22 protein-coding genes and 1 pseudogene are annotated in these 24,989 nt (G+C 47.5%); 6 read left to right on the top strand and 17 right to left on the bottom strand.

Annotation, left to right across the window (positions count from 1 at the left end; translation table 11 throughout):
- Positions 1 to 81: 81 nt before the first annotated feature.
- The 9 genes and pseudogenes from EL628_RS10075 to EL628_RS10035 all read right to left on the bottom strand — a co-directional run bounded on the left by EL628_RS10075 (position 82) and on the right by EL628_RS10035 (position 9,594).
- Positions 82 to 261 carry a VOC family protein gene (locus tag EL628_RS10075; RefSeq protein WP_126579821.1) on the bottom strand — a complete coding sequence of 60 codons (180 nt, stop codon included), beginning with the start codon at positions 259 to 261 and terminating at the stop codon, positions 82 to 84.
- A complete protein-coding gene (locus EL628_RS10070; RefSeq protein ID WP_126579820.1) occupies positions 252 to 512 on the bottom strand; it encodes a VOC family protein in 261 nt (86 codons plus the stop codon). The genes EL628_RS10075 and EL628_RS10070 overlap by 10 nt, the downstream gene beginning before the upstream one ends.
- Positions 513 to 521: 9 nt before the next feature.
- A complete protein-coding gene (locus tag EL628_RS10065; RefSeq protein WP_245994049.1) occupies positions 522 to 1,826 on the bottom strand; it encodes an RNA-guided endonuclease InsQ/TnpB family protein in 1,305 nt (434 codons plus the stop codon).
- Positions 1,813 to 2,405 (bottom strand): annotated as a pseudogene (locus tag EL628_RS10060) (IS607 family transposase). Before EL628_RS10060 ends, EL628_RS10065 begins: the two are co-directional and overlap by 14 nt.
- Positions 2,406 to 2,649: 244 nt before the next feature.
- On the bottom strand, positions 2,650 to 4,782 hold the full coding sequence (locus EL628_RS10055) for a beta-galactosidase (protein WP_161975397.1): 2,133 nt from the start codon (positions 4,780 to 4,782) through the stop codon (positions 2,650 to 2,652).
- A 57-nt stretch (positions 4,783 to 4,839) separates the two neighbouring features.
- Positions 4,840 to 5,748 (bottom strand): carbohydrate ABC transporter permease, encoded by a 909-nt coding sequence (locus tag EL628_RS10050; RefSeq protein ID WP_126579818.1) that lies wholly within the window; start codon positions 5,746 to 5,748, stop codon positions 4,840 to 4,842.
- A 4-nt stretch (positions 5,749 to 5,752) separates the two neighbouring features.
- The gene (locus EL628_RS10045; RefSeq protein ID WP_174719970.1) at positions 5,753 to 6,703 is read right to left on the bottom strand and encodes a carbohydrate ABC transporter permease; all 951 of its coding nucleotides are present in this window, start codon (positions 6,701 to 6,703) and stop codon (positions 5,753 to 5,755) included.
- Positions 6,704 to 6,877: 174 nt separating this feature from the next.
- Positions 6,878 to 8,209: an ABC transporter substrate-binding protein gene (locus EL628_RS10040; protein ID WP_126579816.1), complete on the bottom strand. Its 1,332-nt coding sequence runs from the start codon at positions 8,207 to 8,209 to the stop codon at positions 6,878 to 6,880.
- Positions 8,210 to 8,571: 362 nt separating this feature from the next.
- Positions 8,572 to 9,594 (bottom strand): LacI family DNA-binding transcriptional regulator, encoded by a 1,023-nt coding sequence (locus EL628_RS10035; RefSeq protein WP_126579815.1) that lies wholly within the window; start codon positions 9,592 to 9,594, stop codon positions 8,572 to 8,574.
- A gap of 584 nt (positions 9,595 to 10,178) precedes the next feature.
- On the opposite strand from EL628_RS10035, the gene EL628_RS10030 reads away from it, so the two are divergent.
- From EL628_RS10030 to EL628_RS10010, 5 genes are all read left to right on the top strand, one after another.
- Positions 10,179 to 11,645 (top strand): MDR family MFS transporter, encoded by a 1,467-nt coding sequence (locus EL628_RS10030; RefSeq protein ID WP_126579814.1) that lies wholly within the window; start codon positions 10,179 to 10,181, stop codon positions 11,643 to 11,645.
- Between the two features lie 363 nt (positions 11,646 to 12,008).
- Positions 12,009 to 13,154: an ADP-forming succinate--CoA ligase subunit beta gene (gene sucC, locus EL628_RS10025; protein WP_126579813.1), complete on the top strand. Its 1,146-nt coding sequence runs from the start codon at positions 12,009 to 12,011 to the stop codon at positions 13,152 to 13,154.
- Positions 13,155 to 13,166: 12 nt separating this feature from the next.
- A complete protein-coding gene (gene sucD, locus EL628_RS10020; protein ID WP_126579812.1) occupies positions 13,167 to 14,033 on the top strand; it encodes a succinate--CoA ligase subunit alpha in 867 nt (288 codons plus the stop codon).
- Between the two features lie 99 nt (positions 14,034 to 14,132).
- Positions 14,133 to 15,320 (top strand): histone deacetylase family protein, encoded by a 1,188-nt coding sequence (locus EL628_RS10015; protein WP_126579811.1) that lies wholly within the window; start codon positions 14,133 to 14,135, stop codon positions 15,318 to 15,320.
- Between the two features lie 265 nt (positions 15,321 to 15,585).
- Positions 15,586 to 16,473 carry a GNAT family N-acetyltransferase gene (locus EL628_RS10010; protein ID WP_126579810.1) on the top strand — a complete coding sequence of 296 codons (888 nt, stop codon included), beginning with the start codon at positions 15,586 to 15,588 and terminating at the stop codon, positions 16,471 to 16,473.
- Positions 16,474 to 16,480: 7 nt separating this feature from the next.
- Here the strand turns inward: EL628_RS10010 and EL628_RS10005 are convergent, their stop codons facing one another.
- The 6 genes from EL628_RS10005 to EL628_RS09980 all read right to left on the bottom strand — a co-directional run bounded on the left by EL628_RS10005 (position 16,481) and on the right by EL628_RS09980 (position 22,232).
- On the bottom strand, positions 16,481 to 18,433 hold the full coding sequence (locus EL628_RS10005; RefSeq protein WP_161975396.1) for an adenylate/guanylate cyclase domain-containing protein: 1,953 nt from the start codon (positions 18,431 to 18,433) through the stop codon (positions 16,481 to 16,483).
- Positions 18,434 to 18,665: 232 nt separating this feature from the next.
- Complete coding sequence (locus EL628_RS10000) at positions 18,666 to 19,187, bottom strand: hypothetical protein (RefSeq protein WP_126579808.1); 522 nt, start codon at positions 19,185 to 19,187, stop codon at positions 18,666 to 18,668.
- A 708-nt stretch (positions 19,188 to 19,895) separates the two neighbouring features.
- Entirely contained in the window at positions 19,896 to 20,084 is a 189-nt protein-coding gene (locus EL628_RS09995) for a hypothetical protein (protein WP_126579807.1), read from the bottom strand.
- 63 nt (positions 20,085 to 20,147) lie between these two features.
- Positions 20,148 to 20,465 (bottom strand): hypothetical protein, encoded by a 318-nt coding sequence (locus tag EL628_RS09990; RefSeq protein ID WP_126579806.1) that lies wholly within the window; start codon positions 20,463 to 20,465, stop codon positions 20,148 to 20,150.
- 54 nt (positions 20,466 to 20,519) lie between these two features.
- On the bottom strand, positions 20,520 to 20,990 hold the full coding sequence (locus EL628_RS09985; RefSeq protein ID WP_126579805.1) for a hypothetical protein: 471 nt from the start codon (positions 20,988 to 20,990) through the stop codon (positions 20,520 to 20,522).
- Positions 20,991 to 22,022: 1,032 nt separating this feature from the next.
- Complete coding sequence (locus tag EL628_RS09980; RefSeq protein WP_126579804.1) at positions 22,023 to 22,232, bottom strand: hypothetical protein; 210 nt, start codon at positions 22,230 to 22,232, stop codon at positions 22,023 to 22,025.
- A gap of 345 nt (positions 22,233 to 22,577) precedes the next feature.
- Here EL628_RS09980 and EL628_RS09975 point away from each other — a divergent pair, with 345 nt between their 5' ends.
- The gene (locus EL628_RS09975; RefSeq protein WP_126579803.1) at positions 22,578 to 22,826 is read left to right on the top strand and encodes a hypothetical protein; all 249 of its coding nucleotides are present in this window, start codon (positions 22,578 to 22,580) and stop codon (positions 22,824 to 22,826) included.
- A 959-nt stretch (positions 22,827 to 23,785) separates the two neighbouring features.
- On the opposite strand, the gene EL628_RS09970 is transcribed toward EL628_RS09975, so the two are convergent.
- Both EL628_RS09970 and EL628_RS09965 read right to left on the bottom strand, forming a co-directional pair.
- The gene (locus tag EL628_RS09970) at positions 23,786 to 23,995 is read right to left on the bottom strand and encodes a hypothetical protein (protein WP_126579802.1); all 210 of its coding nucleotides are present in this window, start codon (positions 23,993 to 23,995) and stop codon (positions 23,786 to 23,788) included.
- Between the two features lie 22 nt (positions 23,996 to 24,017).
- Positions 24,018 to 24,410 carry a hypothetical protein gene (locus tag EL628_RS09965; protein ID WP_126579801.1) on the bottom strand — a complete coding sequence of 131 codons (393 nt, stop codon included), beginning with the start codon at positions 24,408 to 24,410 and terminating at the stop codon, positions 24,018 to 24,020.
- Positions 24,411 to 24,989: the final 579 nt, after the last annotated feature.

Raw genomic sequence — 24,989 nt, 5'->3', positions numbered from 1 at the left:
GCGAAACACAAATGCTTTAGTGGCACATGGCAGAAGAGGTTGGCCTCTGCGGTCCAACCTCTTCTGCCATTAAGAAAGGCTTCACTGATACAGTTCTGGCTTGAGCTGGTTGATTTTGACAAGCATTCCATCAGGGTCCTGTACTTGCAGTTGATAGCCAAAACCTTCATCCCCAACCGGACGGACAATATCAACTCCACCTTCGCGCAACCTTTGTTCTAAGGCTTCCAGTGAGGCTGTATAGGCAAAATTCAGCTCCACTTTCCCCTCGTTCTGCTCCGGATTCGCTGGATGCGCAGTAGACTCACTTCTGTTTCGCCAAAACGTAGCAAGGTCCAATCCCCATCACGGCTCCCCTGGACGATGGTTGCCCCCAACGTATGATAAAATTCAACGGATTTACTCATATCCTCAACATGAATCATTGGCTGCAAAGTGGGCTGAACCCCCTGCTCGCCAACTGGCTCCACTTCAGATCTGGCAGTATTCTCTGCCTCAGCTAGATAGCGCATAAATAGTTCCTAAACGCTAGCGAATCCTGACACAGGGCCCGGAAGTCGCTTTCGTTTTCGGGGTGTGAAGGGAATGACTGCCTTCACTGGATGGACTACCGGCTCGTGGCCTCTCCCATCCTCTACACCGTCAGACCCGAAGGCATTCGGTGCTACTTTTCGCACAATATTGCCTGCCCCATTGAGATCCGCATTGATGAGTCGACCCTCTTTCGTTCGATACAAACCGCGTGTGATGCGTTTCCCACTGAACCGCTGCTCAGTGGCCTTGCCTTTTTGGTAGGGAGGCAACGGATCACGATCCACGAAACTCGCTTGACTGGTGTACGACTCTTCTGTGAGGATCACCGTGATCCCAACACGCTGCGCCTTGTAGGTCAGCATCTCGATGAAACGGGCATGCGGGATCTGCACAAACTGTTGATTCGTTCGCGTTCCCAGATGACTGTTTTGCTTCCACCCCTCATTTTTGCCGATCACCAGCGTGCCAATCCCATCAGCGATCAAAAGGTCGATGAGCAAACGAGAGGCATGATGCAGATCATGGTCAATGCGACGCGTGCGGCGAGTGGTCAATGCTTGCATCTGACGGGTGAAGCCAGGGCGGCCACGAGCTTTTTGTAACTGGGCAAGGCGTTTGTTATACCACTGATTGGTTGACTTGATACCGCGCCCGTTAACAAGGATCGGGACACACCCCGGTTTGTTTGAAGTTAGCGCGGCCAGATTGTTCATCCCGACATCAATGCCTGCCACCCAGGCCGGGTCCACTGCCGATAGGTTGGGCTTGGGTTCATAAATCACTTCCACGACATAAAAGCCTGACTTGGGAACGATGCGTACCTGATCGATACTGGAGGGATCTTGTTGAGTTTTTACCTGAATAGCGAGCCCAGAAGGCTGGATGATGCGCCTGCCAAGGGTTCGTTTCGAGCGACTCACCGCCTGCATCGTATAGATCAGAACGTTTCGGCCTGCTGTTTTATCGAGGTATCCTGGGAGCCGAGGGCGAGCCTTGAACTTCTCAGGATGGTTTTTCCACTCGGCAAGAGATGCAAAAAAGGAGATCCAGTTTTTTTCCAACACACGAAGCACCTGTTGCGCCACTTTGGCTGGAAGCGCCTGGTAGGCTTCGTGCGATTGCATCCGCTTGTCCATCTCGACGGAGGTGAGAAACGTCTGGTGCCAAATATAGTGGTGACGGAGAGCGTAGAGCGCCGCATTGTACAGATTTTTTGAGGCAAAACACGCAGCATCAATCGTCGGAAACCGTGCATCCGTTTTCTGTATCACATGCTGCTCAACCAGGTGCATCTTCTTCCACCTTCCCCTGCAATTGTTCGACAATGTGCTCTGTTTTCCGTTTCGCCCTTCGCTGGCCATAGAGCCTGGCACAGAACGAGTAAATGATGGAAGTCAGATCAGCAAGCAGATCTTCCGTCCCATTTTCCGCCTGATTGACCACTTCGAGGGTGCGCCCCTGGATTCGTAAAAGCGATTCAATATAGCGCACGCCAAAGCGGCTGGCCCGGTCTTTATGCTCGACGATAATCACAGTGATGCCAGGATCTTCGAGCAAAGCCAAAAATTTCGGACGTGCGTCATTGATTCCAGACCCGACCTCTTTGACGACTTTGCTAATCTGATAGCCTCTGGCGACACCATAGGCGACCAACCGTTCTGCCTGGCTGTCCAGGTTGGGTTTGTTCTCAGCGGAAGAAACACGAGCATAGATAGCGACGTTTTTCGGATGATCGAAAAAGGTTTCTTGGCCCTCATCGATCATCACCGTATGTTTTCCGACTCGATAGCCTTTGATCTTGCCATCACGAAACCATCTCATGCAGTCTCGTATCGGACGCCTTGTTGCTTTGCATAGTCACTTAACTTCATCGCTCTAGTATGACAGAGTAATCATGGATTGTCAAGGATTCGCTATATTTCTAAGAAACGTTTATCATACCTTTTCAACCAGATCAGAGAGCGAAAGCTGCTCATCAATGGAACGATGCTTCATGCGCTTGACTAGCTCCGGGCTCAAATACACATTAAATTGCTGTTTTGCTTCCCTCATGGCTTAATCCTTCCTTACTAGATGCTAGCATACTAGCATACTAGCATCTAACCAGTTATAGAATCAAGGATTGACAGGAAGGTTCTCGTGGCTGAGTTCGCGCAGAATCAGTACTTCTTTTGCGGGTACCTCCACTCTCCCTTCGTAGAGGGTAGAGCTCACTACATCATACATTGGTTCAGAGAGGGTCACATGTGCCGCATTGGTGGAATGGTTGAGCACAAATGTGTAGCTACCACTACCAGCACCTGTCCTCTGTACAAGCTCTATCCCCTCGGTTGCTGAGATGATTGGATGGGCGAGCTGAAGGTCGTTGCGCAACGAGGTAAGTAAGGATGAGAGCAGAGCCTCCTCTGGTCGCGTCGCCACATAGAAGGCGCGCCCCTTCCCAAACTGGTGCTCCGTTATTGCCGGGTAGCCTGCATAGAAGTCTTCGCCAAAGCTGGCCAGAGCTCTGGCCCCCTCAAGATGCAGAAGATCACACCAGAGTCGAGCAGAGTATCGTCCAGCAGCCAGCGGTGAACCCTCAGGCACAACGATGGTATTAGCCATATCTGGTTCCAGAGGATCATACTCCTCAACCCAGATCCCCAGAGTTTTGCGCAATGGTCCAGGATACCCACCCAACCAGGCAAGGGTCTTCTCATTCACCACACCACTAAAATAGCTCGTCACAAACAGACCGCCATTCGCAACATAGGCTTCGATAGCCGCACCTTGCTCTGCACTCACCATATTCATAAGAGGAGCTACAACCAGCTTATAGGGTGTCAGATCTGTATCGGGAGAGATGATATCAACGGCAATATTCTCTTTCCAGAGCGCACGATAGTATTGCAGAACCTCATCCATATAACGAATCTGATCACTTGGGCCTGGACGAAACTCGACATTCCACCAGTTTGACCAGCTAAATAGGAGAGCCACGCGAGCCAAATTTCGCGCTTCAAGCAGTCCCTTCCCCGGACCAGTACTTAAAGCTCCAAGTTCCGTTCCCAGCTTCGTAATCTCTTGAAAGACACGTGTGTGTTCATGGCCCGCGTGCGCAACAATAGCTCCATGGAACATTTCAGACGATCCACGAGACTGTCTCCATTGAAAATATTGAATGGCATTCGCACCATGCGCAATCGCCTGATAACTGAGCAGGCGCATGACTCCTGGTCGCTTCAAAGGATTCTGCGCCATCCACTGAACCTGGCTGGGAGTCTGCTCCATTAAAATAAATGGCTGGCCCCCTTTGAGGCTCCGCATAACGTCATGCTGAAAGGCGATGTCAGCTGGATGAGTTGTGCGGGCTGGATAGGAATCGTAAGACATAACATCCAGATGGGGAGCCCAGCGTGAGAGATCAAGTCGTCTGAATACGCCAAGAAAATTTGTTGTGATGGGGATCTCTGGCGTTATCTCTCGCAGAATCTCCTGCTCATTGAGATAGCATTCAAGATACATATCAGACACAAATGTCAAAAAGTCCACCATCTGCCCCTGGACCCCTTGATCTGTGTAGGGTCCAGGCATAGTCACCTGCTCCCAGTCTGTATAGGTATGCCCCCAGAATGCCGTCATCCAGTCACGATTCAGTTGTTCGAGCGAGCCATGCCGGGTTTGCAGCCACTGCCGAAAACGAGCCTGACAGCGCTCACAATAGCAGGGATCTTTCCCTTCCGTGGCTGATCCATAGTATTCATTGCTGATATGCCAGTTCAAAAGCGCTGGATGGTTGCCATAGCGTTCGGCCAATTGCCTCACAAGATTCGCAGCCAGCCGACGAAAGACAGGGCTGGTTGGACAATAATTCTGTCGTGAACCATGGCCACGTCGAATCCCTTGAGCATCCACAGGCAAAACTTCGGGATAACGTGCCGCCAGCCAGGCTGGAATCGCCGCTGTTGGGGTTGCCAGACAGACAAAGATCTCATTCTGTGCCAGCAGATCCAGAATGCGGTCCAGCCAGGCAAAGTTAACTATCTCTTCAGCGGGTTGCAAGCCCACCCAGCTAAAGACTCCAATCGTCACCACATTCACATGAGCCAGCTTCATCATACGGATATCTTCCAGCCAGATCTGCTCATCCTGATAGCCCCATTCGGGGGTCCACTGATCAGGATTATAATCAGCTCCGAAGTAAAATGCAGGTAAACGCGAGGGGAATGCCCTGAGATCCCTCTTTGTCTGATCCGAAATCTGCGTCATAACACACCTTTCCCTACGACATTGTTTCAACATACATACTCTCATGCAGAGCACGAGCTAATTGGCGAGACTCCCCAATGTCAGACCATTGCGCCAGTAACGCTGCAACAGGAGGAAACCAATCACCAACGGAACAATAGAGAGCAGCGCACCCGTCAAGATCAGGCTATAGACAAATTGAACGCCACCCGCCCCACCGCTGGTATAGGTTGTATTCCAGGTCTGGAGGCCAACAGTCACAGGGTAAAGTGCAGGATTACTCACCATCACATACTGTAAAAAGAAGTTCGTCCAGACAGCCACAAACTGAAAGAGGAAGATTGTGACAAGAGCAGGCGACAGAATGCGCATAACAATCGTAAAGAAAATGCGGAACTCACCTGCGCCATCGACCCGCGAGGCATCCAATAACGTATCGGGCACCGAGGCTTCTGCATAGATACGAGCCAGATACACGCCAAATGGATTCACGATACTGGGCAGAATAATGGCCCAGATAGTATCGGTCAGGTGTACTCCACTCATCAATAAGTAGAGGGGTAGCACCAGGGCTGGTGCAGGCACCAGAACAGCACCCAGGATCAGTGAGAAGATCAGATTCCGCCCTGGAAACACAAATTTGGTGAGAGCATATCCCGCCATCGACGAAAAAAGTGTGCCCAGGACTGCGCTAACACTGGCATAGAAGAAAGAGTTCCACAGCCAGGTCGTATACAGCCCGCCATTGTAGGTCAACAGATTCTGCACATTGGTAAAAAAGTTAAAATGCGGCGCAAACCAGAGACCAAACGTGCTAAAAAAGTCTGGCGTACTCTTCGTCGCTGAAACAACCAGCCAGTAGCAGGGCAATAAAAAGTAGATCGCGAAGACAAAGAGAACAGCTGGCACCAGAATACTACTGGGCTTGAATGGGGCAGATCGGCGAGCTGACCTGGTAGCGCGGCCCTTATCAATAGATGTCTGCATCTCACTACACTCCTGAATAACGCCGGGTCAGTTTAAGAAACCCGAACGAGAACACAAACGAAACAGCGGTCAGTACAACACACAGAGCAGCCGTGTAGGTGTAGTTGTTATTACTAAATGCTGTAAAGTAGGCATAGTAGTTTGGAGTATAGCTGCTGGTTACATTATTGGAGATCGAGCTGAGAACCAGAGGCTCAGTAAAAAGCTGCAATGTTCCAATAATGGAGAAGATACAGGTCATTACAAGCGCTGGAGCAATCATAGGAATCTTAATATAACGCGCAATACTAAGGCTGGTCGCTCCATCCAACTGAGCCGCCTGATAAAGCTCAGGAGGAATCGCCTGTAAGGCAGCCGTAATGATCAGCATATTATAGCCAGTCCAGGTCCAGGTGGTAATATTCGCCATCGACCAGAGAATCGTTCCAGCACCAAGCAAATTTGGCTCGGGCACTCCCACCAGATGCGCAAGCTGCACAAATGGGCTCAGTTGAGGCGTATAGAGATAGCCCCAGAGCAAGGCAGCAATAACGCCTGGAATAGCATAAGGGATAAAGAACGAGACTCGAAAGAAGCTCTTAAAGCGCGCAGTCTTCGCGTCGAGCAGTAGTGCCAGCAATAAAGCCAGACAAAGCATTATAGGCACCTGCACGACGCCAAACAGAAGCACACGCCCCAGTCCGCCAAAGAAGTTTCCATCGGTTAGCACTTGCTGATAGTTGCTCAGACCTGCAAAAACCATCTTTGGAGCGCTCAATCCCAGACCACTACGCTGCGTCTGATACAGGCTCTGATACAGTGCATATCCAATCGGCACAATAAAAAACAACACGAACATGGTACCAAACGGTAGAAGAAAGAGATATGGAACCGCTTTTGTGCGACGTAAACGACGCCGTTCGGGCAGAGCTCTCTGCTCAACTTTCTTCACGAAAGAGGATGAGCTTGTTGCCATCATAAAAATCCTCTCTTACGCATCGAACTATGCCAACGAGGAGATAAAACCTCACAGGACCGGGACATCATTGGGGGAGGAAGATGGCAGAGAGAGGTCGTTCTATCGCCTCTCTCTGCCCCAGACATCTAATCATTGAATGGATATTAGAATATCTTGAGGAGTGGGGCTGTGCTACTGGCTAACACTAAAGCCCTGCTTTTTCATACTATCGACTGTAGATTTCTGCACGTCATCCAGAGCCGAGCTCAGCGTGCCTTTGCCATTAATCGCATTGGTGAAACTATCGCCCATGCTGGTAAAGACATCGCTCATCGTTGGTCCCCACTGGAACTTTACATCCACGCTGTTTGATGCAGCTTTGAAGACCTCGTTGATGTTCTGTCCACTATAGAACTTGGCCGTGTCACTAGAAGCGGGCGTATCAAGCGCAGAGGAGAGCGCTGGATAGAGTTGTGCACCGTTGACCATATTCGTCACGCTCTGAGCGTCCGTATTCAACCATTGAGCAAACTCAGCGGCCTCTTTTGGATGCTTCGAATCCTTGAAAACGGCTGTGGTCGAACCACCCCAGTTACCTGCAACATTCTGGCCCGCGCTCCATTGTGGCATAGGAGCAACTTTCCATTTACCCGATGTAGAAGCCGCGTTCGAAAGGATGGTATTGGCACCCCAGGTGGCAGAGATCCAGGTTGCATTGCGGCCAGTCTGCAAGTCATTGTACCAGCCCTGTGCAAAATCAGGATCAGTCGTCACAAGATTCTTATCCAATAATCCCTGCCAGTAGTTGGCAACCTTCTTCGAAGCAGGATCATTGATGCCCACTTTCCAGTTCTGACCATCAATGTTAAACATACGGCCACCAGCCTGCCAGACATAACCAATATATTGGCCAGACTCTTTCGGAGGGAAGTCTGTAATGAAGATATTGGGATCAGCTTTGTGTAGCGTCTGAGCAGCCGCTGCATACTCGTCCCAGGTAGTGGGAACAGGAATGTTATATTTCTCAAACAGGTCGGCACGATAGTACATCACCATCGGACCTGTATCCTGTGGAATGGCGTAAATTGCATTGCCCTGGGTCACTTGACCCCAGGTCCAGGGGACAAACTTGTCTTTGACCGAACTTGCACCATATGGTGAGAGATCGACCAGACCACCAGTTGCCTCAAAGGTGGGCAGAAATTGATATTCGACCTGCCCGAGATCAGGAGCATTGCCAGCTTTTAATGCAGTAAACATCTTAGCATAGGTGCCACTGGAACCAGATGGAACCGTTTCCCAGTTTACATGAATATTTGGATGAGTTTTATTGAAGAGATCAATAGAAGTTTGCAAATTGGGGATCCAGGACCAGTAGGTCAGGTTTACAACACCACTACTACTACTACTAGTGTTTGAACTAGTATCATTCCCACAAGCAGCCAGAAGAACCAATAATGTCGAGAGGACAGTGAGAAGGGCTGTGCGCGATAACTTCGGCAAAGATTTAGAAACGTACTGCATACCGCATGTACTCCTTTGGACGGATAGGATACGTTGATGCCCACTCAATTATGCTGGTCGCTCACCGTTTTGCGAGCGCGCACACATGTTGAACAGTCATCATCTTGAACACACAAGAATTTCACGCAATCAACAATGACGCCTGAAAATAAAGCATAGCTCTCATGATTATCACTAGATAATCACTCATGCCATTCAACCGGACCTGGGAGCAGAAATGCTTAACCTGATAAGGTTTAGCATGAAAATTGATAAACACTTTATCATCAATGAATGCATGTTTACCGATAAACCTACCACAAGGATAATGGATTTACCGGTAAATGTCAAGCGTATGGGAGGCTCTTTTTTGCAGGTGACTGTTAGACGTTCGTACTCATTGATGTTGAAGGAGCTGCGGTAGATTGGCGTACAAGAAGTGATGGCTGAACCAGTACCAGAGGAGTGATCTGGTCTGCCCTGGCAATCTGTTGCAGGAGGAGCTCCGTAGCGGCCCTGGCCAGCTCTTGTTTGGGGATTGCGATGGTCGTTAACGCTGGCTGATAGTGCTCGCCAACGACGATGTCATCAAGGCCAATAACTGAGAGATCTTGCGGAATACGTAGCCCAAGATCCCGCGCAGCTCCCATTGCACCAATCGCCATCCAGTCATTTGTGGCAAAGATGGCTGTTGGACGATGCTGCTGAGAGAGCAGCAATCTTCTGGCTGCCTCATAGCCACTTTCCAGCGTGGAATCGCCTTGCTGAATCCATTCAGCGGGAAGCGATATGCCTGCTTCAGCCAGTGTTGAACGGAAACCCTCGAGACGATGGATCTGTAATGGCTCATGGACAATGATTGCAAGCTTACGATGCCCTATCTCCAGTAAATGATGTGCAGCTAGAGCGCCTGCCTGATAAAAATCAATGCTTGCCTGAGGGATACCTTCAGGTGATTCGTTCTCCTGCCAGTCACACAGGACAGTAGGCAATCCCTGGTTAAAATGCACCTGAATATCGGCCACATCCATACTAATTCCCATGACGATAATGCCATCTACCCACCGCCCCTGGAGGCGCTCGAGGTGTTTCCGGCCAAGCTGAGCATCTCCACGGGTATTACAGAGCAGAACTTGATAGTCCTGCTGAGCAACCAGATGTTCAATCTCTTCGGCAATCTCAGGATAAAACGGATTAGCTATGGTTGGCAATATAAAGCCAATGGTATAGGTTTTGCGTTGCGTCAAACTCTGGGCTAGAACATTAGGACGATAACCAACCTCTTGCGCATAGTCCAAAATCCGCTGCCGCATGGCATCGCTAACGTTTCCTCTCCCTTTCAAGGCGTTGGCCACCGTCGTCTGAGAGACACCAATGGCCCTTGCAATATCATAAATGGTTGTCATTTTTGTATTCCTACATAAACCTGAATAGTTGTCCGCATCTTAGTCTGTTTATCGATAAACGTCAAGCTTTACTCTCTCTGGTGTAAGAGTATTTCATAGTATTTTATTATTATAACGGATATGGCGGTAAATAGCTATCTTATAAAATGGGTTATGGGATAGCTATAACCCATTTTGCGCATTAGTGCATAGAAAACACTGGTCCAATCGGTTTAAAAGGTAACGAACGGGCCTCGGGCAACAAAAAGGCATGGTCTCTCTGGATGCGCAAGCTATCGCATTGACCATCCGTAATAATTAAGAGACCAATACATCAATTAAAGAACATTTGTTCATTGACGAAGAGCGTAAAAAAAAACTACAATAGAATGACTTACCGTATTAAGCTTGAGAGATCTTCTTGTTTATCCATTGTCGGTATATTTCTATCAGTAGGACCCGGTAACTGGTGAAGTCAAACTCAATGTGAGTTTGTTTTTCTTGATTTTTTTTGATCTCTTCACCACTTCGTATGGCACTACTACGTATATCAGCAAACAGACCATGTCCCTCTTAAGGCCCTTCATCCCAGGAGCTTTTTCTGCATGTATCATAGTAAGATAAATCCAAAGGTGAGCATTAGCATTGTCTTTGTAATCGCCATGTTTATGAGCATTATGGATTCCACCATTGTTAACACAGCGCTCCCCTCGATTGCACGTGATTTTAACATCACAGGAGCTTCGGTCGATGCCATCGTTGTCTCCTATCTTGTCAGTCTCGCCGTTATTATCCCTGCCTCTGGCTGGTTAGGCGATCGCTTCGGTTCGCGTCGAATCTTTCTCGGGGCCCTTGCGCTCTTTACGCTCGCCTCAGCTCTCTGTGGTCTGGCCAATAATCTGACAGAATTGGTGCTCTTCCGCACATTACAGGGTATTGCTGGTGGAGCACTGACTCCGGTGGGAAATGCGATGCTGATTCGTACATTTCCACCTGCCGAACGTGTTCAGGTCTCGCGCATCCTTAATATCCCTACGGTCATTGCGCCAGCCTCTGGTCCAGTTCTCGGCGGCCTGCTTGTAACCAGCTTTTCCTGGCACTGGGTCTTCTTTGTGAATGTCCCCATTGGGATCGCAGCCTTGATTTTTGGCATTCTCTTCCTCCATGAGAGCCGAGAGAGCTCGAAGAGCCGCTTCGATATCCCCGGCTTCCTGCTGGCTGGCATTGGCCTGGCTCTGACGATGTATGCATTGAGCGAAGGTCCCAACTATGGCTGGAGCAACCCCATGATTTTGGGGAGTTTGATTGGCGGCCTGCTATTGCTGGCCATCTTCATCTTTGTTGAGTTGCGCATAGCTACCCCCATGCTCAATCTGCGCCTGATGCGCAATGGCCTATTCCGCAATAGCAATCTGATTACGGTATTAACGAGCGCGGGTTTTATGGGTGTGCTCTATGCCACCCCTCTCTTCCTGCAAGAGGCGCGTGGAGTCGATGCCCTCACTTCTGGTCTTACAACCTTTCCGGAAGCGCTAGGGGTCATCACCGGCGTCCAGATTGGCTCGCGCCTCTATCCACGCATTGGACCACGCCGTATGATAGCTGCCGGAATTATTAGCGCCTCGATTATGATGGCCGCCCTCGTGGTAATGGGACCAGATACAAATCTATGGATCATGCGCATACTCATGTTCTTGATCGGGATGAGTATGGGCAATATCTTCTTGCCCAATCAGGCCGTTGCCTTTGCTACTATCACTGCAAGCGAGACGGGGCAGGCCTCAGCGATCTATAATACACAACGCCAGGTTGGTTCTGCCATTGGGGTAGCTATTGCGAGTACTGTCATTAGCACGATTGGAGCAATCCATACGACTACCTCTGGTGCTACCGAGCCCAACTACTTTGCCTATCATGCTGGCTTTATCACCTCTGCCATTCTGGTGCTTGCAGCGATTGGCTTTGCACTGGCTATTCGCGATAAAGATGCGGCGGCGACGATGCGCCAGAAGGGCAAAGACGAACCAACGTCCGAGCCGCTCGAACTGGCAGTTACGGAGGTCAGTGCATAGAGGCCATTGCCTTTTTTGGCCCTGTGTGCTCTCTCATACACTCGTGGATGTGCGATTGTTTCCATTGGAGGGAGCACGGGTTGGGCTCCTCAACGAAAGAGACCCCTACTGTCTGTTTTGCCTCTCTTCTTCAATAGGGAAGGGAGGTTTTTCATTGACTGGTTTTAACTATGGGGCATATAATGAGAGGGGTCAGTAGTCAAAAACATTGCCTGCCTGGAGACAGACGCGATAAGAGCCTCGAATCCAGGACGTAGACAGCCACTCATGGTATTTCTTGTCTTGCCTGCGCGAGTCATTTTCCTTTACAATAGTGGATGGATACGAAGCTGTATCCCGTATGTATCACAAGGAGCATGTATTTTGAAGATTCATGAATATCAGGCCAAGGATATTCTGGCACGCTATGGCGTCCCGGTTCAGCCCGGACGTGTAGCCTCGACACCAGAAGAGGCCGAAGCTATTGCCCAGGAACTTGGTGGTCCGGTCGTTATTAAGGCTCAGGTCTATGTGGGTGGGCGCGGAAAGGCCGGCGGCATTCAGTTTGGTGATACTCCCACGCAAGCACGTGAGGCCGCTGCTCGCGTCCTTGGAATGGATATTAAAGGTCTAACGGTCGAGAAGGTTCTGGTCACGTCAAAGATTGATATTAAAGAAGAATATTATCTGGGTATTGTGCTGGATCGTAAGTCTCAGGCCCCTGTAGTGATGGTCTCGACCGCGGGTGGCATCGATATTGAAGAGGTAGCTGAGAAGACGCCCGAGAAGATTATTCAGCAGCCAATCGATATGCGCTGGGGCCTCCGCCCCTTTGAGGCTCTGGATATCGTGAGCCGCGCTGGCTTCCCTTCACATGTGATCCGTCCCGCTGCTGCCATTCTGGCAGGTCTGGCGAAGGCTTTTATTGAGAGCGATGCGAATCTGGCTGAGATCAATCCTCTTGCGTACACAACTGATGGCAAGGTCATGGCCGCTGATGGCAAGATCGTGATTGATGACAATGGTCTCTTCCGCCAGAAAGAGTATGCCACCTGGTCTGAGCCCGAAGAGGCCAATCCGCTAGAGTTTGAGGCCAAACAAGAAGGCCTGACCTATGTGAAGTTGGATGGCGATGTGGGGATTATTGGCAATGGCGCTGGTCTGGTGATGACAACACTGGATATGGTCGCTCGCTCAGGCGGCAAGCCAGCAAACTTCCTGGATATCGGTGGTGGAGCAAAGGCTGAGGTGATGCGCAAATCACTCACTTTTGTCGCTCGCGATCCACAGGTAAAAGGGATTCTAGTCAATATCTTTGGCGGTATTACGCGCGGTGAAGAGGTAGCAAAAGGGGTCATTCTGGCTCAGGCAGAGCTTCCCAAGGGTCTACCAATTGTAGTCCGCCTCTCCGGTACTGGTGCAGAGGAGGGTCGCGCAATTCTGAAGGACGCAGGACTGGACTGGGGTAAGGATATGCGCGATGCCTCGGAGAAGATTGTCGCTGCTATTGCCGCTCGTACGGAGAAGTAAAGGGACTGAAGGATGAGCATTTTATTAGATAACTCGACACGGGTGATCGTGCAGGGCATTACTGGGCGCGAAGGTCAGTACCATACGCGCAATATGCAGGCCGCTGGCACACATATTGTGGGTGGCGTCACTCCTGGTAAGGGTGGACAGACGGCTGAAGGGGTCCCTGTCTTCGATACGGTCTTTCAGGCCAAGGCCGCTACGGATGCCAATGCGACCTGTATTTTTGTGCCACCTCCAGGCGCAGCCGATGCCATCATGGAAGCTGCCAGCGCGGGCATCGAGCTGATTGTGTGTATCACTGAGGGCATTCCCGTGGTCGATATGACGCGTGCTATGCTCGTTGTGAAGGAGAAGGGCGCTCGCCTGATCGGTCCAAACTGCCCCGGGCTCTGCACGCCAGGACATGGCAAGATTGGGATTATCCCATATCAGATGTTTACGCCTGGTTCCGTAGGCTTTATCTCTCGCTCCGGCACGCTGACCTATGAGGTCGTCTCGCTGCTGACCGAGGCAGGCATCGGCCAGTCCACCTGTATTGGGATTGGTGGTGATCCAATCATCGGCTCAACGTTTATCGATTACTTACAGCTCTTTGAGAAAGATCCACAGACTCGAGCCGTCGTCATGTGCGGTGAGATTGGTGGAAGCGACGAAGAAGATGCTGCCGAGTATATCAAGACGATGAGTAAGCCCGTTGTGGCCTTTGTCTCTGGTCGAACGGCTCCCGCTGGCAAACGCATGGGCCATGCAGGTGCGATCATCTCTGGCAATACGGGGACGGCTCAAGGGAAGGTGGCAGCTCTTCAGGCTGCGAATGTTCCCGTCGCCGATACGATCTTTGAGATCCCCGAACTCGTCAAAAAAGTCTTACAGTAGTAGTCAAAGGAGGAGACGGCATACCCGTCCTCTCCCTGTATTCGTTCTCACAGTTATCAATCTAGAGCGGCAGCGACCGCTCTTTTGCAAGGAAAAACCATGACCACGGCCCTTATTTATGATCCCATCTTTCGCAAGCATCTGGTTCCGGCGGGCCATCCAGAGCGACCTCAACGGGCTGAGATGGCCTGGGAGGTCTTGAAGGCTCTGAACTGGCTGGAACGTGATGGCCTGGTGCAGCTCCCCCCACGCGCCGCCACCGTTGCTGAATTAGCAACCGTCCATGAGGAAGAATATATTCAGGAGGTGGCTGATCTTAGCCGCGCTGCGGCTGAGAATATGCAGACAAATGCCCCTGCGATTCTGGCTCTGGGAACTGATACCTATGTCTCACCTCAATCCTATGAAGCTGCGACAATGGCTGCGGGGGCACCACTGGTTGCAGTGGATGCGGTCCTTAAGGGTGAGGTTGACAATGCCTTCTGTCTGGTCCGACCTCCTGGCCATCATGCCGTTCCTGAGGCCGCTATGGGCTTCTGTATCTTTAATAATGTGGCGGTTGCCGCTCGCTATGCGCTGGATCACTATGGTCTGGAACGTGTGCTGATTGTGGATTATGATGTCCACCATGGCAATGGGACGCAAGAGATGTTCTATTCCGATCCACGTGTACTCTATTTCTCCATCCATCAGGCTCCTTTCTATCCAGGGACCGGTCTGGCTGAAGAGCGCGGTGAAGGGGCTGGGCTGGGGACAACGATCAATATTCCGCTCCCGGCTGGCGCAGGATTGGAGACGTATGAGCCCATCTTCCGTCAGGTACTGGCTCCCGCAGCCGATCGCTTTGATCCACAATTAATTCTGGTCTCCGCTGGCTTTGATGCCCACTGGAAAGAGACCGAGGCCCAGACTGGCCTGGCAAATCCCGGGATGCTGCTCTCTACGGTAGATTTCTCGAAGCTCAATCAGATCCTGCTCGATATCGCTCGCAGTATGTGCGATGGCAAGATCATCTTTGTGCAGGAGGGTGGCTACGATCTTGAAGCTACGGCTGCATGTACGGCAACAACGATCAATCAATTATTGGGTGATGATGCAGTGGTCGATAGCTATGGCTCCGCTCAAAAGCCTGAGTACCGCGTCAATAGCGATCTTCTGATTACTGAGCTCCGCCGGATTCATAAGTTGGCTGGCTATCGGATGCGCAACGCGCCCAAACCCGATCGCGCCAGGATCCTGCGCGAGATGAAAGGGCCTGATGCCGAGGGTGATGATCAGACCCATTAGTTCTTTTTCTCCTCGCTATGGCAACTCACAGTAGTGAACGAACCAGAAGGTTTTATCTTCCCCATTTCAGGGCTGAGCAAAACCTCCTGGCTCGTTCGTTTTTACTGCCTCAAATTCTGCCATTCTCCAGATACTATAGTATATAATAAGAAGACCATCGATAACTCAATCTGAGGTAGGAAGATTGTCTGAACAGTCTTGTGTCATTGCCGATGAAGAGAAAAAACATACCATCTATGCCTTCCTGGCAATATAATGAGGGTCTATGGCATATAACAATGAACAGATTCGGATTCTGACAAAAACCGACGAATATGCAATTGAACGTCTTTTAAGAACCTCTGAATATATCTATCAGAGGTTTACAGCTACTGAACTTCCTCTTTTGCTCACACGCTATCCAGCTGTAGGAGCCTTTAGTGGAAGCTCGCTCTATAGCTTTCTCCTCTCACAGACGCTCAATGCACCCTCAGCCTGGCTTGGAGGCTTTGGCATTAGCTGGACCGAGAGCCGATCCTATATAGGGCTACTCACCTCTTTGCTGGAAGCACTTGAGGAACAACTACGGAGACGTGGGGTGCGCTATCTCCATTATTCGGGCAATGATATTGAGCACGATTGGTTACGTACCGTGCTGATCAAACAAAATTTTCTGCCATTTCGCAATCTGTATGCCTACGATAAATATGATATGGCGATCCCTACTGCTGGCAACCTGGCAGTAACGCTCCGACCGGTCAATCTGCGGAGTACGTCTGAACAACCTCTGGGCGACATGCCTGCTCTACTCAGGCTGGAAGAGCTCTGCTTTGAAGACCTCTGGCGCTATGATGCCACGGCCTTTCAGGACATTGCCGCGACCCATCCCTACTTTGTGGTGGTTGAATGGGAAGGAAAGGTCGTAGGCTATCAGTTTAATGCTCTAGACGATGAGTTCGGCTATCTCATCCGCATCGCCGTCGATCCAGCCTTCGAACGGAAAGGTATCGGAGCTCGTCTGATGGCGGAAGCGATCCGTTTCTTTGAGCGATCTCGCGTCTCTCGCATTATGCTCAATACGCAAGAGGATAACTATCATGCTCACCGGCTCTATGAATGGTTTGGCTTTATCCGTCTGCAACCGATGGGCTTTGTGATGCGAAAATATCTCTAGCCTTGCCTTATACCGGGCGGCCAGGATTTACTCCTAGCAGATAGCGCACAGTCAAAGAAGTGGTCTTGTTTTTGACGGCGAGCGGAAATGCCTTGCCAGTCTGAATATAGCGATACACCTGCATGTACGTTGATTCGTTGATCAAAATATTGTTTTCAGTAGCGTGGCTCTGTAAACGGGATGCGATATTGACAACATCACCCAGCGCGGTATAGTTCTGGAGCCGCTCCTGGGCTCCAACGTTACCGACCGTGGCCAGACCAGTGTTGACGCCGATGCCAAAGGAGACACGGCTCTCTTCAGGCAACGATTGCTGATAATTTTGCACGGCTAATCGCATCTTCCAGGCTGCTCTGACCGCATGAAGCGCATGCAACCGTTGCTGCAATGGCGCATTAAAGATCGCCATGAGTGCATCTCCCTGGAACGCCGTCAGTGTCCCCTCCTCTTCCCAGATGGCCTCGCACATCAGTTTCAGATAGCGATTGACCAGATGCATCACCTCTTCAGGCGGCAACATCTCGCTTAAGCGGGTATAGCCACGAATATCAGCAAAGACCACCGAGATCTCTTTGGTCTCGCCACCGAGATTCAGTGCCAGCGGATTCTGGATCAGCTGTTGCACCACATTGGGATGAACATAGCGCTCAAAAATACGTCGGATCTCCTTTGCCCGCGCCTCCGATCGCTTTAACTCGGTATGATCATCAATGACGAGAGCAATTCCAATGTGTTCGCCTTGCAGATCACGCAATGAACTGACATAACAGCTAAGATTGATCAAGCCGTCTCGTCCCACAATCTGACAATCAATCGATTGGGTCACAATCGTTCCATGTTCGTGTTGCAGATGGGCTCGACTCAATAGATCGCTTAACCCTCCATCCGCAATCTCCTTAAAGGCTTCAGTATAATGGATACCCTGTACCTTGATCGGATCCAAACGCAGAATAATACTGGCCGCTGCATTAAATGTAGTGATCAGTCCCTTCGAATCGGTTGTCACTACTCCATTTGCAATGGAACCGAAAATATTATCCATATACTGCTTATCTTCGCTCACCTTCTTGATGGCTTTATTCAGTTCAGCAAAAAGGCGCGCATTATCGATGGCAATCGCGGCCTGGTTACAGAAGGCGAGCAGTAGTTCGAGATGTTTGGGTTGGAAGAGACGTGTATTAAATCGGCTATCGACATAGACTGCCCCAATACAGGCACCGCGCACAATTAGTGGAGCACACATAATGGAATGAATACCATAGGCAATGATACTCTGAATCTCTTTGAGCGCATCATCAGCCTGTGCATCATCCGTCAAGAGAGGAGAACGGGTCTGAATCACTCTTGTCACAATATTTTTGCTGATGCGAGCACGAGCAAACTCGCCCTCAGAGGCTGATTTCTCGTTCGCATCCCTTGCAAAAGTGAGCTCTGGCAGGCCGGTCTGAGGATTGACCAGCATCAAAAAGCCACGCTCAGCTTTCACAAAACTGATGACCTGCTCCATCACCAGACGCAGCACTTCATCAAACTCCAGAGTTGAGTTCAGCGTGCGAGCAATGCCATACAGCGTCTCTAATTCATTCCGCTCTTGCGTCAGGCCCGTTATCGTCAGGGCCATCCGCTCATTCTCTGGTAGACTTGCAGTTACGAACTGATCATTGCTATGAGTAAGGAGATGTTGTGGAGATGAGCCAGGAGTAGAATCAGTCGGAAGAAGTGTACGGAGCCGCTGAAGATTCTGATTTGCTCGTCGCAGTTCCACCTCCACTACCCGACTAAAGTGAAGTGACTCCGCTAGCAATTTGATGCGTGGATCTCCACTCTCATTAACATAGCGGCCTTCAACGGCCACCTCCAGCTTCTGCGCCTGCTCATTAAGCTTATGCAATACCCGTCCGACGGTCTCATTCAGAACGCGGAGATCATCGCCTAATTTCACCCAATCATTTGCGACCACACCAATAACTCCATCTCTTGCACAGTACCTTTGGGGATTGCCAAACACGAAGACAAGCAAACAACGTTCATAGGTATGAACATGCCCACTCATTATAGCATATGAGCTAATCCCACGTGCCTATCTCTATAGCCATAAAATGTTCATACAGCCAACCACACTCTCTCATTACTTTTAAAGTGTGGTTGGGGAGTAGGGCATGAGGACGGAAGCAGTCACAGAACATGATCTCTTATGAATGGGCACGTTGAGCAGCCATTGTCTGCACGATGGCCCAGGTTGTGCCGTTATCGCTGGATTCCAGGTTGCGCCAACGAAAGCTCGTATCCGTTATCTGTGAAAAAATCCAGCGAGTACGGCTGTCTGAAGTAAAACTACCTTCGAGGATGATCTCATCCTCTACCTGCTGTGCGATGAAGGGCCGGACGACGTGGCGTACTGGTCCAATCCATGTTGAACGCCATGCCTTGAGATCTGGATCAAAGAAGCGCAGGGTAGCACCGTATTCGTAAGGATCTATCTGACTGCGTAGCGAACGGCGAGGGGTAATCCACACATCCATAACGGCTCGCCCTTCCAGCACCCAACCAAAGTGCCACTCACCCTTGAATTCCGTCTTTGTACCATCTGGCGCGATATTGGTCACATCAACATCCCAGGCACCAACAAACTGGCCAAAGAGCATAAGGTCTTTGGCCAGGTCTGGATGGGGGCCACTCGCGCGGAGAGCATCTATCATTGAATCGGTGTTCATGGTTAGCTCCTTCTATCTGTAGCATAAGCTTCTAGAAACGCCAGATCATAGGCTTCATGAAACAAAAACTTCTGACAGATTCTATGATAGCAGGGCAATGATCCTAGAAGCAAGCGTATTTTAAGTAATACAACCAGCAGGCTGCCGAGAAACGGCTGATCCACCATTTTTTATTCAAAATAAACCTGGGGAGAGCAACCGTATGTGGTGAAGATCTGATGGTCCGATCTCATTGGCTCTAGCTTCTTTATACTCTTCACAAGATGTGTTAGCGAATACTAACAATAAGCTTCTATGAAGAAGATCTCATTCGATCATTTGAGCAGCATCAATGAATTCGCCAATACTATGCTCTGAAGTCGCGTAGATCTCATCAGGAGTGGTGCGAGTGACTCGTATGGCGTTTCTTATTGGAGTGGCATCGGAGTAACTATCTTGACGATTTTTCCCTTGAATTAATTAAAAAAACTGCCAGAGCGCCAAAAATTGCTATCAAAAATGTAAGGGCGAAGGTTCTGTACGTTGTTGATGTTATATTGATCATAGACAAAACAAGAAGAAAAGCAGTGATTACTACACTGACAGTAACAATCAATATAAAATTGCGCTTGGATATTGGTTTCATAGAACAACACCTTTCTCCTTGTAGTGACGCTAACTTCCTTAAAAATTCAGCATAACACCTGAAATGTCACTTAAGATATTTTCTTATCCTGTTTTACGCTTGCGGACAAACCAGGCAATTCCAAACATGAAAACGCTTGCCCCATCTAAAAAATAGGAAAAACGAGGGATGGGGCCAGTTGCGTCTAAAGGACCATACCCACCATACAGAAATCCTGCTATCCCTAAAATGATAGCGATACAGACGCAGATCACAAAAGGCAAATTTTTCATTGTTGCTCCTTCAACTTACAAGGTATAAAGAGTAAAAATAGGGATTGTCCATCCCTCTCTTGATCATTGTGTCTCTTTTGCAAGATAGACTGCGTACCCAACGATCAAAACATTAACAATAGCTATAAAAATGAGAATTATATCAATTATTAAACTACTCGCAAGAAATAAGTTAAAAACAACAACACGAACAAAAATTGTTACTGTCATGATACTAATGCCCATCGCTATTAGAAATTGTGAGCGTTGATACCATTTTTTTTCTCTTCTTTTTTTATTTTTAACAGCTCTTTGATCAGCACGGAATAAAAATACCGAACAACAAATGAGTAAGAGTGCTACACCTACCAGCACAACATATAGTATTGCGTTAAATATCACAAATTATTCCCTTCCAAGTATTAATTATGCAAAGCCATATAATAAATGTATAATCTAAATAAGTTCAAATTGAGCTGATGAACATTTCTTCCCAATTATTCCCCCTATTGCACCTGCACCCGCTCCAATAGCAACAGTGAGACCTGAAGCTAGAATGATCACTAAAAGAACTACAATGAAAAAGGTGATATTATCCTTCGCATTACCATCAAAGACAAGTATTGTTGATGAAATCCTGGTAGGTATGTGTAAAACATTGAATAACGCTGCAATAAAAAAGGAAACCAAAGAAGCAAAAAATGCTGTCCAGAGACCGGCCATACTCCCACTATGGATCGTTTTTTCATTTCTCGCAATCAACATTCCTACTACAAATGATGCAAGACTAACGATACTCAGATCCATAGAATTGGTCTGCGAAAAAAACACATCAGAAAGAGTTAATACAACTCCTACAAGGCTTCCTACAAGGGCCCCTACAAAAAATGCTTTCGATCGAGGAGCTCGACGATAGGATTTCCTCATAAAACCTCCATGCAATGATGTATTTCAATGGCACATTTATCATTTCTTGTTCATTGACAAAAACCTGTTTTACAAAAGCCAATATAAAATACTCAACGAGTAGTAGTAAACCAATCCCTTTAACAAAGCCTGAATCATGAAAAATAATTGACATCAGATAAAATAAGCTAAACAATACAAGGCCAATCAAGCATACAAACAAAGTGTACAATCTAGTGCCATTGTATTCACCTTTCAGCTCAATTAAAGTAATTCCTGTGATCTGAACTTTATTTTCTTCTCCAAAAAAGATTGTATACATTCATAAAGATGATACTTACTCCAATAGAAAATGAAAATTACCTTTTTATTTTTGCCCATCGATATATCGGCACATGAATAATTCCGATGATCAGGATAGCAATAAACCAGTACCAGGTGCTAAGACCATAATAATCTATACAATAGCCTACTATAATTAAAAAGATTACTGATAAATATACGTAACTTAATTCTATGTACAGGTTAATTGGTAGGTTTGAATTGAGTATTCGAAAAAAACGAGGAATTATCACCATAGAAGGTGCAAAAAATAATACAACGCTAATGAAAATGGGCCAGAATAATTGCTCCATGTTATCACTCCCTGATACGTAGCAAGATAATAATATCTTAAAAAAAAAATCTGCTCTTAAAATCTCCTTAAAAGTAATGAAGCTTGTTTTTTTACCCAAATAAAGATGACTGATGGTATTAAAGCATATAAAAGAGTGTATTCAAAAAAATGAAGTGATGGCCTTAATAAAAGAACGTATATAAATAAAATACAGCCAATTATAAAGCTACAGATTCCAAAGCAATTTGGTAAAGTTCTCACTTTATCTTTTCCCTTTTTATTGAAGAAAATTAAAAGATTAGCATTTGTTTAGACATTTTGATGTCCTCATTTTCCATGATGCCCTCCTCAAGATACGTATCAAAATAGCACAAAAGATTTCAATATTCAACACTAGTGCGTTTTCAGTATCACTGTTGGTAGTGACCTATTTTTAATTAAAAGAGTGATTTATCTTTAAAGACAAATGCAATAAAACCAATCAAGCAAAGAACGCCTAAAACTAAGATGCCCCAACTAGCTATACTATTTGCGATAACTATATCTAAAGCTTTATTTCCGCTAAAGACGAGATTGTGAATACCCTCGAACAGGCAGAAGATCGCCACAACTAATACAAAATATTTAATAAGAATTCGCTGTAGCATATTTGAGAACTCCTTTTACTTCAAATTTTTATATTTTGGTGCTTACAGAGGATTACTCAAAAATAGTGAATACTCCTCATTTCTACCAAAAAGGCATCTTTTTAACAATTTTGCCTGGTCTAAGCATAAGCATCTGCTACTAACCAAACGATAGGTGCACCGGTGACGATTCACCCAAGAATTGGTACAAATTTACTGCTCACTTTAATGGCTAATTTAGTAAGTGCAGCAACAATAGCAGCAACGCTCCCTAAACCCGCAGCTTCAAAGTTGATTGCTTTTAGAGCATCTAGTCCAGTATAAGCTGCAACCTTTGCAATACATACATCGATTGGCGCATCTCCATTGGGATCCACCTCATTTGCCAGGATTATCATCTATATACCCATACGGATTCCCTTTCAGCGTCTCCTACCAGGCTCCCTCCCAACTGGCGTTCGCTGGGTCCATCTCCCCACGATGGGATCGTCGGAGCAATTTGCGGAATCTGGTCAGGCCGGTATTGCTATTATCGTAGCCACTAGCATCCTTCCAGGGCTTGTTGAGCTCGCTCTGTTCCTGCTGGATGGTCACATTGCCGTTATTGTGTCATAGCCATACGTATCGTCTTCTGCCACGCTGTTACTGCCATTCTTTGTGCACGCCTCCAGCAGAAAGTTAAGACTATTGCCGCTAGAGCTATCACTGGTTGTCAAGGTGCCACTATGCGTGATCGGGTCCAGGTACTGCACGCTCTGAAGCAGAGAGGTTGGATTAGGCCAGATCTAATATGTATATTGATATATATACTGATACTTGGTATACGCAGTACTGAAGGTATTGGATGAAGATGAGGTGAAAGATTATTATCCGCATACACATATGGCTTCCCTTTCAGCGTCTCCTGTAAGCTCCCCCTCACTAGCGTTCGCCAGGTCCATCTCCCACAACGGGTAGGATCGTAATAGCGAATGCCAAATTTGGTCAGGCCGCTGCTGCTATCGTAGTAGCTTCCAGGGGTTGTTGAGCCCGCTCTGTCCTTGCTGGCTGACGATGTTGCCGTAGGGATAGTATGGGTCGGCGTTGACTTCCTGGCCAGCCCTGATGATCATACAGGCACTCTATTCTCAGCCTATAACATTTCCTACAACGACCCTCTCATTATTACGAGGAACTCATTGCCTAAAGGAAACGTCTCAAAACGTTCTCATAGACTCATTTAGTCTCAACATCAAGATCATATCATTTTTTTAATTTTCTCCTTTGTGCAATTCTATTCATATAAAAAATCAACGATGCAATGAGAGTGAAAATTATAATCGCTAAAATGATACCAACTACTATTCCAATGGCTCTATCACTACCAATTATGATGTTCATTGCTAAGATCCTCCTATTAATTAACCGCTAATAATATTTTATATTAGACGATCAACATGCATTTGTAAGATAATCAAGTGCGATACTTCCTAATCCACTAAGACCCACTCCCACCAGACCACTAAGTACATTAACTCCTGAACCAGTAAGAGCGATACTCCCAGGTATCAGAAAACCTTCTTGCCGTCTGGCGTTCATTCGTTGTTGAGCAGGCCGCAGCTACAGCACACATATTCGGTCGAGCCTGCCGAGGTCTTCGCGGTGGTGAGACCTAACCCACCATCGCTATTGACCTGAACCCGCTCGCTCTGGGTGGTTCCGCTATAGGTGTAGGTGGTGGAACCATTCTTCGTGGTCTGGTTCAGGGCGTTGTAGCTCAGGGTGATTCCTGCAGTTGTAAACATTAAATGCAAGGAAAGTTATTATCTAATGAGTATCAGGATGAATGTATGCACCAATCGCAAGAAATACCATTCCAATAATACCCAACACGATCGTTAGAACAATACCAGTATTTCGACTCATTGAAACTACGTTATTGAAAGGAAGAAAAAGAACTATCAAGCTTCCTATAAGAAAGAATACCCCAACAATCATTAATGCAATCTGCGTTTTTGTTGTCTTTTTCATACTATTGACCTTTTTTTGAGAGTTCAATAAATTTGACACTCCACCTACCAAAATGCTGATAATTACGATAGCGCTTATATCAAAAGCTATCATCAAAGAAGTCAGGCGAAACACAAACCATCCTAAAAGAGCGAATAGCAATATAGAGAATGCTATAATAGCAATTAAGAAGCTTCTCTCCCTAAACATGAAACTCTCCTATAGATGAACTTTCTTTCCATATGGGTAATAATTACTCACTATACGCTTAAAATTTCACATGCACAATAAATTTCTTCCTATTCGGCTTTTGTGCCAAAGTGAGAAGTCATCATCGTTCAAGCAGCCAGAGCTAGTAGCCTTCAAAAAAGTATTCTCAAAATCGTTGATATCTACTTGTTGCTAGTTGTTAGCAATAGTACCTTGCTATAGTAGCAGAGAGGATACTAATGACAGTTCACTTCATGACCAGTGCTATCAATCATGCACAGGCCAATTATTTTTGGCTCAATGTAAACAATAAAAAACTATAAAAAACAGTTAAAATGAAGCCTAAAATGCCACCTAAAAGCATAGAAACAAAAACAAAGAAGTTTGCTTTTAGTATCAATGCACTCAAAAAACAAGATAGGCTAATTAAAAAGCAACCAATTGCTGCTATAGTATATTTCGACTTGTCTCTTTTATTCACTTCTCTTCCTCACTAGTTAAGGCTATGAAAACAGCTTTGAGTAAAGCAGCAGTTGGTACAGCATACAAAGCTCATTCAACTGCTTGTATTTTACAAGT

This window comes from Tengunoibacter tsumagoiensis (genome assembly GCF_003967535.1).
In the GTDB taxonomy this organism is placed as follows: Bacteria; Chloroflexota; Ktedonobacteria; order Ktedonobacterales; family Ktedonobacteraceae; genus Tengunoibacter; species Tengunoibacter tsumagoiensis.
The sequence above is the reverse complement of the archived record's forward strand: the minus strand, read 5'-3'. Positions and strand labels throughout refer to the sequence as shown.

Coding starts and splice junctions, on each gene's coding strand:
- EL628_RS10070 (WP_126579820.1), bottom strand. CDS start 512: ATGCGCTATCTAGCTGAGGCAGAGAATACTGCCAGATCTGAAGTGGAG.
- EL628_RS10065 (WP_245994049.1), bottom strand. CDS start 1,826: ATGCACCTGGTTGAGCAGCATGTGATACAGAAAACGGATGCACGGTTT.
- EL628_RS10055 (WP_161975397.1), bottom strand. CDS start 4,782: ATGACGCAGATTTCGGATCAGACAAAGAGGGATCTCAGGGCATTCCCC.
- EL628_RS10050 (WP_126579818.1), bottom strand. CDS start 5,748: ATGCAGACATCTATTGATAAGGGCCGCGCTACCAGGTCAGCTCGCCGA.
- EL628_RS10045 (WP_174719970.1), bottom strand. CDS start 6,703: ATGGCAACAAGCTCATCCTCTTTCGTGAAGAAAGTTGAGCAGAGAGCT.
- EL628_RS10040 (WP_126579816.1), bottom strand. CDS start 8,209: ATGCAGTACGTTTCTAAATCTTTGCCGAAGTTATCGCGCACAGCCCTT.
- EL628_RS10035 (WP_126579815.1), bottom strand. CDS start 9,594: ATGACAACCATTTATGATATTGCAAGGGCCATTGGTGTCTCTCAGACG.
- EL628_RS10030 (WP_126579814.1), top strand. CDS start 10,179: ATGTATCATAGTAAGATAAATCCAAAGGTGAGCATTAGCATTGTCTTT.
- sucD (WP_126579812.1), top strand. CDS start 13,167: ATGAGCATTTTATTAGATAACTCGACACGGGTGATCGTGCAGGGCATT.
- EL628_RS10015 (WP_126579811.1), top strand. CDS start 14,133: ATGACCACGGCCCTTATTTATGATCCCATCTTTCGCAAGCATCTGGTT.
- EL628_RS10010 (WP_126579810.1), top strand. CDS start 15,586: ATGGCATATAACAATGAACAGATTCGGATTCTGACAAAAACCGACGAA.
- EL628_RS10000 (WP_126579808.1), bottom strand. CDS start 19,187: ATGAACACCGATTCAATGATAGATGCTCTCCGCGCGAGTGGCCCCCAT.
- EL628_RS09995 (WP_126579807.1), bottom strand. CDS start 20,084: ATGAAAAATTTGCCTTTTGTGATCTGCGTCTGTATCGCTATCATTTTA.
- EL628_RS09985 (WP_126579805.1), bottom strand. CDS start 20,990: ATGAGGAAATCCTATCGTCGAGCTCCTCGATCGAAAGCATTTTTTGTA.
- EL628_RS09980 (WP_126579804.1), bottom strand. CDS start 22,232: ATGCTACAGCGAATTCTTATTAAATATTTTGTATTAGTTGTGGCGATC.
- EL628_RS09970 (WP_126579802.1), bottom strand. CDS start 23,995: ATGTTTACAACTGCAGGAATCACCCTGAGCTACAACGCCCTGAACCAG.
- EL628_RS09965 (WP_126579801.1), bottom strand. CDS start 24,410: ATGTTTAGGGAGAGAAGCTTCTTAATTGCTATTATAGCATTCTCTATA.